The sequence below is a fragment of the Mucilaginibacter sp. genome, from assembly GCF_028287845.1.
Classification (GTDB): Bacteria; Bacteroidota; Bacteroidia; order Sphingobacteriales; family Sphingobacteriaceae; genus Mucilaginibacter.
In genome coordinates this window covers 1-8,578 of record NZ_JAQBOW010000075.1, presented here as the reverse complement: position 1 = coordinate 8,578, position 8,578 = coordinate 1, and the positions used below count along the sequence as shown (strand labels likewise).

At 37.3% G+C, this 8,578-nt stretch carries 11 protein-coding genes; 7 read left to right on the top strand and 4 right to left on the bottom strand.

Annotated features, from left to right (window positions below; all coding sequences use genetic code 11):
• The 3 genes from JWP71_RS06985 to JWP71_RS06975 form a co-directional block, all read right to left on the bottom strand.
• The coding region (locus tag JWP71_RS06985) for a bL21 family ribosomal protein (protein WP_299498177.1) at positions 1-85 on the bottom strand (85 nt) is incomplete at its 3' end.
• A gap of 72 nt (positions 86-157) precedes the next feature.
• The gene (locus JWP71_RS06980) at positions 158-679 is read right to left on the bottom strand and encodes a hypothetical protein (protein WP_299498175.1); all 522 of its coding nucleotides are present in this window, start codon (positions 677-679) and stop codon (positions 158-160) included.
• 32 nt (positions 680-711) lie between these two features.
• Positions 712-2,115 (bottom strand): dicarboxylate/amino acid:cation symporter, encoded by a 1,404-nt coding sequence (locus JWP71_RS06975; protein WP_299498174.1) that lies wholly within the window; start codon positions 2,113-2,115, stop codon positions 712-714.
• A gap of 66 nt (positions 2,116-2,181) precedes the next feature.
• On the opposite strand from JWP71_RS06975, the gene JWP71_RS06970 reads away from it, so the two are divergent.
• Genes JWP71_RS06970 through JWP71_RS06960 form a run of 3 tightly spaced genes read left to right on the top strand, consistent with a single transcriptional unit; the run spans position 2,182 to position 3,827 of the window.
• The gene (locus tag JWP71_RS06970) at positions 2,182-2,709 is read left to right on the top strand and encodes a hypothetical protein (RefSeq protein WP_299498173.1); all 528 of its coding nucleotides are present in this window, start codon (positions 2,182-2,184) and stop codon (positions 2,707-2,709) included.
• 43 nt (positions 2,710-2,752) lie between these two features.
• Complete coding sequence (locus JWP71_RS06965; protein ID WP_299498172.1) at positions 2,753-3,250, top strand: RNA polymerase sigma factor; 498 nt, start codon at positions 2,753-2,755, stop codon at positions 3,248-3,250.
• Entirely contained in the window at positions 3,237-3,827 is a 591-nt protein-coding gene (locus tag JWP71_RS06960) for a hypothetical protein (RefSeq protein ID WP_299498171.1), read from the top strand. Before JWP71_RS06965 ends, JWP71_RS06960 begins: the two co-directional genes overlap by 14 nt.
• Here JWP71_RS06960 and JWP71_RS06955 read toward each other — a convergent pair.
• Positions 3,824-4,564 carry a hypothetical protein gene (locus JWP71_RS06955; RefSeq protein WP_299498169.1) on the bottom strand — a complete coding sequence of 247 codons (741 nt, stop codon included), beginning with the start codon at positions 4,562-4,564 and terminating at the stop codon, positions 3,824-3,826. The genes JWP71_RS06960 and JWP71_RS06955 overlap by 4 nt on opposite strands.
• 290 nt (positions 4,565-4,854) lie before the next feature.
• Between JWP71_RS06955 and JWP71_RS06950 the strand changes: the two genes are divergently transcribed.
• The 4 genes from JWP71_RS06950 to JWP71_RS06935 all read left to right on the top strand — a co-directional run.
• Positions 4,855-5,808 (top strand): glycosyltransferase family 2 protein, encoded by a 954-nt coding sequence (locus JWP71_RS06950; RefSeq protein ID WP_299498176.1) that lies wholly within the window; start codon positions 4,855-4,857, stop codon positions 5,806-5,808.
• Between the two features lie 104 nt (positions 5,809-5,912).
• The gene (locus tag JWP71_RS06945) at positions 5,913-6,881 is read left to right on the top strand and encodes a glycosyltransferase (RefSeq protein ID WP_299498167.1); all 969 of its coding nucleotides are present in this window, start codon (positions 5,913-5,915) and stop codon (positions 6,879-6,881) included.
• 7 nt (positions 6,882-6,888) lie between these two features.
• On the top strand, positions 6,889-7,623 hold the full coding sequence (locus JWP71_RS06940) for a hypothetical protein (RefSeq protein ID WP_299498166.1): 735 nt from the start codon (positions 6,889-6,891) through the stop codon (positions 7,621-7,623).
• 3 nt (positions 7,624-7,626) lie between these two features.
• Positions 7,627-8,578, top strand: a 952-nt coding sequence (locus tag JWP71_RS06935) for a GH3 auxin-responsive promoter family protein (RefSeq protein WP_299498165.1), incomplete at its 3' end; no start/stop codon positions are given.

Genomic DNA, 8,578 nt, shown 5'->3' with positions numbered 1-8,578 from the left:
CGTCACCTTGTAATCTGTGTACAAAGATCTGCTGGTCTTTAGCAACCTTAAATTGCTGTCCTGCTATACTTACTATTGCGTACATGGTTTGTTAATTAATGTTTTAAAATTCGAGGTGCAAATATAGATATTACATTTTCAATATGCAACACACCTTTTACTTTTTCTGATCACCCTCTTCCCGGTTCAATACCTGGTTTATTTCTTTTATTAGTCCTCGGTTAGCATCTATTAGTCTTGGATCGCCATCAAAGTTCTCGTCAAATACTACTTTTTTTCTTTTGTGTTTGTATTTATACTCAATAATGTAGCGCACAGGTTGTTTACCAGTTTTTACAGTATCACCGGTTTCATTCTCCGGAAAATCCCAAAAACCCAACTCTGCAGCTTTGTGGTGCAGATAAAGCAGGTCTTTATTCGTTAAAAGCAAATGTATCTTCACCAACGAGTCGTGATTGTTTAGATATTGATAATTACCTGTTTTTGAATCATATTTATTAAGCAGGCTATCGCGGGTACCATATTGAATACTAATTGAATCAAAATCTGTGAACCTGTATGGCGCATTTTTTAGCATATGATGATAGTAATACAGGCAGTAAAACAAAAACGGCAACACAATACTCAGCACAAGAAATATTCTTTTAGGGTTAGAAAGTTTAAAACCTATATAAGCCATGGGGGTTAATTAGTGATTTTTGAATGAGTGAATTATAATAAATCTTCGACAGGGATAGGATTTCCATCGGAAAGTTCGCCTTCCCATTTGCTAACAACCCCGGTAGCTATCGCATTACCTAAAACGTTTGTAGCAGAACGGCCCATATCCAATAACGGATCAATACCAATTAAAAGTGCAAGCCCGGCCTCGGGGATACCAAACATGGCTATTGTACCGGCAATTACCACTAACGATGCGCGCGGCACACCTGCAATTCCCTTACTAGTTAACATTAAAGTTAACAACATGGTAAGTTGCTGGGCGATTGATAAGTGTATACCGTATGATTGTGCCAGGAATAACGATGCGAAAGTCATATACATCATAGAACCATCCAGGTTAAACGAATAACCCAGCGGCAGCACAAAGCTTACAATTTTATTACTACAGCCAAAACGCTCCATCTCTATCAACACACGCGGATAAGCCGCTTCGCTGGTTGAGGTGCCGAAAGCAATCAGCATGGCATCTTTTATATTATTTACCAGCGTAAATGCCCTGCCTTTTAGAACAAAAAATCCAGCCAGAATAATTACCAGCCAAAGTATAATAAGCGAGATGTAAAACTCGCCGATAAATATGGCATAGGTTGATAATATCCCAACACCTTGTTTAGCAACTATAGCAGTAATTGCTCCAAATACCGCTAACGGGGCCAGCTTCATTACGTAACCGGTAATTTTTAAAATAACGTGAGCAATGGCATCGAAAGCTTTTACTACAATATGGCCCTTTTCGCCAATTGCAGCAGTGGCCACTCCAAAAAATAAGGCAAAAACAACTATTTGCAGTATCTCATTGTTAGACATTGACTCAAAAAAGCTCTTTGGGAACACATGACTGATGAAATCTTTTAAGGAAAGCGACGTTTTTTGTATCTCTGAACCTAAATGACTGTCGGGTAGCATCAGGTGCATTTCGCGGCCCGGTTGAAATAAATTAATCAATATCATCCCCAATAACAAGGAGATCAACGTAGCGCTTAAAAACCAAAGCAGGGTTTTGCCGCCAATGCGGCCAACTGCTTTAATATCGCCAACTTTAGCCACACCAACTACTAACGTGGTGAACACCAACGGCGCTACTATCATCTTTATCAACCTCAAAAACACATCACTTAAAACAGTGAAATACACTACTTTATCCTCACGTATAGCATCATTTACTTTACGTATTTTGGCTTGGGCTATACGTTGTGATTTTAGTTCCTTGAAATTTGCTGATGTACTGTCTTTTAATAGAACCAGTTTGTTATCAATAATTTTGATGGCGGTTTCGGCCGCACCAACTTTGTTATTATAGGTATTAATTACATTTGCATTGTAGATGTAACCAACTATCACACCTAAAATAAGTGCGATAAAAATATAGAGCGTAAGTTTATTTTTTTGCATCGCTAAATATAAGACGGCTAAACTAAAAGTATTTACTATTTTGTTAAAAATATTCAATCTAATATAATGAGCACCGCCACCTATGGCTTACAGGATATAAAAAAAGAGTTGCAGCACCTATCGGGCCCCCAAATTGCCGACTTATGTTTGCGATTGGCGCGTCATAAAAAAGAGAATAAAGAGCTGCTTGCCTATTTATTATTTGAGGCTGATAACGAAGCGGTTTTTATTGAAAAAATAAAAGCCGAGGTCGGGTTTATATTTAGCCAATTGCCTGTAAGAAGTTATGAAACGGCCAAATATCTTCGAAAAATATTAAGACTACTTAGTAAGTATGCCAAATTCATGGTTTCAAAGGAAGCTGAGATTACCTTACTTTTAAATTTTTGTACTAACTATTTGCAATATGCCGACAGGCGTGCAACTTATAAACCCCTACGACTTATTTTAACCCGACAACTGGAAAAGATAAAAACATTGATAGGCAAATTACACGAGGACCTGCAATTTGATTTTAGCAATGACTATAATTTATTGCTGGATGATGCCGAAAAAAAACTCATCTGGTTTAATAAGAATATTTTCTTGTTGTAACATTCCCCCTATCTTCGCATCTAACAACAAACTAATCCTGCACGTGGCTGATAAAGAACTTGTCTTTAAGCAAATATTTGAAGCTAATTCAAAAAAAATCTACCATTTGTGCTATGGTTACACGGGTGATGATGATGCTGCGAACGACCTGTTACAAGAAACATTTTTAAAAGTTTGGCAAAACCTTGATAAATTTCGTAACCAGGCAATGATATCAACCTGGATATATCGTATCGCAGTAAATACCTGCCTTACGTATCTAAGATCAGAAAAACGACAAGCAAAGGAAGAACTTACACCACAGATAGCCGAAACAAAAATGGAAGAAGTATCTGATAAGAACGAGCAGGTTACATTACTATATAAGTGTATATCAAAATTAGAAGAATCAGAAAGAATAATAATAACTATGGTGCTGGATGAAATGCCTTACCCCGAAATAGCAGAAATATCAGGCATATCTGAAGGAAATTTGCGGGTTAAAATTTTCCGCATTAAACAAAAATTGACAGAATTATATAATCAGTATGAAAGACTTTGATCATTTAATGTCGGTTTGGCAGGAACAGCCAAAAAAAGATCAGCTTTCTGTGGACGATGTGCTGAAGCAGGTGAAGAAGGGAATGAACAGTATTAGCAGGAAATTGCTATGGAATATTACCAGCATGGGCTTATCTTTTGCAGGATTGCTTGTGGTGATGTTGTTTTTTGTTTTTAACTCATGGGTAACTTATTTAGGCATAGTTATTATAATGGTTACCATGATATTGTATGTAATGATGATGGTAAGGGATTACCGCATTATAAGCAAACAGGATGTAACTATTAACCCTGCAGATTATTTGCAAGACTTAAAAGTATATCAAAAAAACCGCGCCGCGGTTTATGGCTGGTTATACTACCTATATGTTATATTAATAAGCACCGGTTTGTTACTATACTTTTTTGAAGTATTACAAAGCGCATCGGCAACGTTTAAGGTAGTGGCGTATGGTTTAACAATTGCCTGGTTAATGTTCTGTACTTTTTATTTAAGGGGCCGTTTTGTTAAAGCCGAACAGGAAAAACTCAACCTGATGATTGACCGCCTTATTCGCCTGCAAAATCAGTTTGATTAATTATTTTTTGTTTGTGGTTTACTAAAATCTGCATAACTTCTTTTAATATAGATCATCATATCATAAGTCGTCATCGTTCTTGCCTGAGAAACTGACGGACTGTATCTCACCATAAACTCTTGTAACGAGTCCCCTTTCAGTGGCGTTAAAGCCTGTATCTTTTCCTTCGAGAACATACTAAATATAAAACCATCCTGCTCATCCCTTATCAGTGCCTTTTGCAGCGTAGTTGTCTTGTTCTTTTTAAACAGGCTAGCTAATTGAAAAACATCTATACCTACCAACTCACTCGTATTATTGGGCCTGCCTGTATTTACATACGGCGATCGATTAACAAAAATGCTTTTTGCACCAGGGGCCTTGTAATTAAAAATCCTTGCAAATTCCCGGCGGTTGTCTGCCGAGTCTTTTTTATAATTACGTATCCCTCTAATAGATACTTCATTCAATAAGATATTAACTGATTGCAGGTAAATGGTAGTTGGTATTAAACCGCTCCCTACTCCAAATTTATATGTTTTATAGCCGATATGGGTAATAGTTATAGTATCGCCGACCGGAGCGTAATTTAAACTAAAACTTCCGGTTGACGAGGTGAAGCCTACTCCCCTTTTAGATACCAAAGCAGCATTTGTTACCGGCAACTTTGTAATTAAATCTAATGCAGTCCCGTTTAATTGTTGTGCACTAAGCCTGCCGGTAAAAGATAGCAAAATCAATATACCGGCAAGCCTCATGCAGTGATAGGTTTGGTTTAAATTTCAGTCTAAAATAAAATATATCATTCTGAATATTAAAACTTTAACATTACTTAACATTACAGCATTAACTTGGTAGTGATTGCATCTTATTCTTAATAATTATCGTTGTTAATTTTGTATTTTTCTTCATTGTGGACAGCATAAAATTGTATTTAACATAATTTAACCCCCACCTAAAAATCTACCATAAAACCAATGCGCATTTTTTATATTTTTGCATGGGTTTGAAAAAATTAGGGCATCAGCCCCAACCCTATCACTTGTCAATGGATATATCAGTTGTAGTACCACTTTATAACGAAGTTGAATCATTGCCCGAGCTTACCTCATGGATAAGCCGTGTTATGGATGAGAATGGCTTTTTGTATGAGATTATATTAATTGACGATGGCAGTATAGACGGCTCATGGGATATGATTGCTAAACTGCGTTTAAATAATCCTTTTATAAAGGGTATTAAATTCAGGCGCAATTATGGTAAATCTGCTGCTTTAAATGTTGGTTTTGATGCTGCCCAGGGTAATGTGATAATAACGATGGATGCAGACTTACAGGACAGCCCTGATGAAATTCCGGAGCTGTATCGCCGTATCGTCGAAGAAAAATACGATCTTATATCTGGCTGGAAAGCTAAAAGGTATGACCCTATAACTAAAACCCTTCCCACAAAACTATTTAATTCTGCCACGCGCAAAATGTCGGGCATAGATAACCTGCACGATTTTAATTGCGGTTTAAAGGCTTATCGTAAAGCGGTAGTAAAAAACATAGAGGTTTATGGCGAAATGCACCGATATATACCGGTTATTGCCAAGTGGGCCGGGTTTACCAAAATTGGCGAGCAAGTAGTAGAACACCGTGCACGTAAATATGGCACAACAAAATTTGGCATGAGCCGTTTTGTAAATGGCTTTTTAGACCTGCTTTCGATATTTTTTGTTGGCAAATTTGGCAAACGCCCCATGCATTTTTTTGGGGCTATGGGCAGTTTAAGTTTTCTTGCCGGGTTAGTTTGTGCAATCTGGATAATCAGCGAAAAGCTTTATGATATATCCCATCACATAAAAATTACGCGTGAAGTAACTGCGCAGCCTTTATTTTATATAGCACTGGTAGCCATTATAATTGGCTCGCAACTGTTTTTAACCGGCTTTGTTGCCGAATTGGTTGCCCGCAGCGCCCCCGAGCGGAATAAGTACCAGGTAGAGGATGTTATTTAATTTGATAATTTGAAAGTGCGGCAATTTGAAAATGTATTTCGTTTAAAAGAACTGCCGCTCCAGACAATTTTCAAATATTCAAATTATAAAATTTTCAAATAACAATGTTTTTTTCCATCATCATACCTTTATATAACCGCCCGCAGGAAATTAAAGAACTGCTGCAAACGCTTACGTTGCAGAGTTATAAAAACTTCGAGGTATTGGTTATTGAAGATGGATCTGTTAATGACGCGGAAGAGATAGTAAAAAGCTTTGCCGGCCAACTGGATATAAGATACTTTGTAAAAGAAAACGCAGGCCAGGGTTTTGCCCGAAACTTCGCTTTTGAACGTGCCAAAGGCGATTATTTTATCATATTCGATTCTGATTGCCTTATTCCTGAAGATTATTTAGAAATCGTTAACAACTCATTAACAAAAAACTGGCTGGATGCCTATGGCGGCCCGGATGATGCGCACGCTTCGTTCACCCCTACCCAAAAAGCCATTAGCTATTCTATGACCTCGCCTTTTACAACCGGTGGTATACGGGGCAATAAAAAAGGAATTGGCCAGTTTCATCCACGTAGCTTTAATATGGGTATATCAAGACAGGTATGGGAAAAAGCAGGCGGCTTTATCATTACCCGCCTTGCCGAAGATCTGGAATATAGCATCCGTATCCACTCCATGGGTTTTAAAATAGGTTTAATTCCTGATGCCAAAGTTTACCATAAACGCCGCACCAACTTCTTGCAATTTTATAAACAGATACATTTTTTTGGCCGGGCGCGTATTAATGTTTATAAGTTTCATCCTACTCAACTAAAATTAATACATTTTTTTCCGGCTTTTTTTACCTTATCGTTATTATTTACAGCTATTTCTAATATATTTAACTGGCAAATAGCTGTAGTATGCAATGTTATTTTAGCGCTTATTATTTTGTTGATATTTTTCCACGCGTGGATTAAAAATAAGTCGGTAAAAATTGCATTTTTGAGCTTGATAGCTTCCTTCATTCAATTAACTGCTTATGGCCTTGGTTTTATGCAAGATTTTTGGAAGCGGATAATATTAAAAAGATCGTAAATAATATATGTATCATCCCTTTTCTGTTACAGAGACCACTAAAACTGCCTGGACTATTTTAAAGAAGAACTTTATAACTATAATTGTTTATTCATTTATATCGTTTTTGCTGCTATCTATTTTAGGGATCATAACTGAATATTTAATTTCACCGGAAGCCTTTTGGGGAAAAATGGCTGTGTCGTTTATAATGATATTTATACAAGCCTACACTACACTTGGCCTTTATAAACTTATATTTACTGTAATTGACAGTGAATATTACGAATTTGAATTCAGGCAGGTATTACCGGCATTTAAAGGTATAGTAAGTTATCTTGTGGTAGTGTTCTTTATCGCATTTTTGATTACTACGTTTCATTTTTTAATGGTGCGGTTAAATGACTATCCTAACATCCAAACCTTACTTGAAAATATTGCCGCAATATTTACCCTTTACATTGCCTTGCGTGTTATGTTCTTTATCACGTTTATAGTTGATGATCAGTCGGGCGCTATTGAGTCTATACGTCAAAGCTTCCAGCTTACTAAAGGCTATTTTTTTAAAGTATTAATAATGCTGGGCATAATCTTATTATTTATTGCGCTTCCGGCTGCATTGTCACAATATGACGGGTTTGGATTTATATCAATTGCCATTATATTTACCTACCCTTTTGTTAATATTATATTAGCGGTAACTTACCGCAAGCTTGTTTATAGCCACCTGGATGTAGACGATGATATTGCTGAAACTAATTAAGCCATGAGTTTAAAAGCTCTGTTAAGCAAGGTATTCGCGGCGTGGGTTAATACAGACTTGAACCGCATCCGCAAAAACGCGGTAACATTGCAGCAAAAAACTTTTGAGCAATTACTTGATAAAGCAAAAAACACAGCGTTTGGTAAAGATCATGAGTTCGCTCAAATAAAAACATACGAAGATTTTAAAAAATGCGTGCCGATACGCGATTATGAAGAGCTTAGCTCCTACATCAAACGCGTAGCCAACGGCGAGGAGAATGTGCTTTGGCCGGGTAAACCAACTTATCTTACTAAAACGTCAGGGACTACATCGGGCGTTAAATATATCCCCATAAGTAAGGAAAGCATGCCCGAGCATATTAAGGCTGCTCGAAACGCACTATTAAGCTATATCCATGAAACCGGTAAAGCCGATTTTTTAGATGGCAAAATGATATTCTTACAAGGCAGCCCGGTGCTATCTGAAAAAGCGGGAATACCAACCGGCAGGCTATCGGGTATTGTGGCGCATCATGTGCCCGCCTATCTGCAAAAAAACCGATTGCCAAGCTATGATGTAAATTGTATAGAAGATTGGGAGCAAAAGGTTGATGCTATTGTACGCGAGACGGTTAATGAAGATATGCGCCTTATATCCGGCATACCACCCTGGTGTCAGATGTATTTCGATAGATTATCGACAGTTTCGGGTGGAAAACAGCTTCAAGATATCTTCCCTAACTTTAAGCTGTTTGTATATGGTGGTGTAAATTTTGAGCCTTACCGTGCACGTATGCAGGAAAGTATTGGCTTTGCTATTGATTCGATAGAAACTTATCCCGCATCTGAAGGCTTTATAGCTTTCCAGGATTCGCAAAAAAGTAAAGGGTTATTATTATTGGTTGATTCGGGTATATATTATGAGTTTATTCCAACCGATGAGTATTTTAATGAAAATCCAACGCGTATTTGCT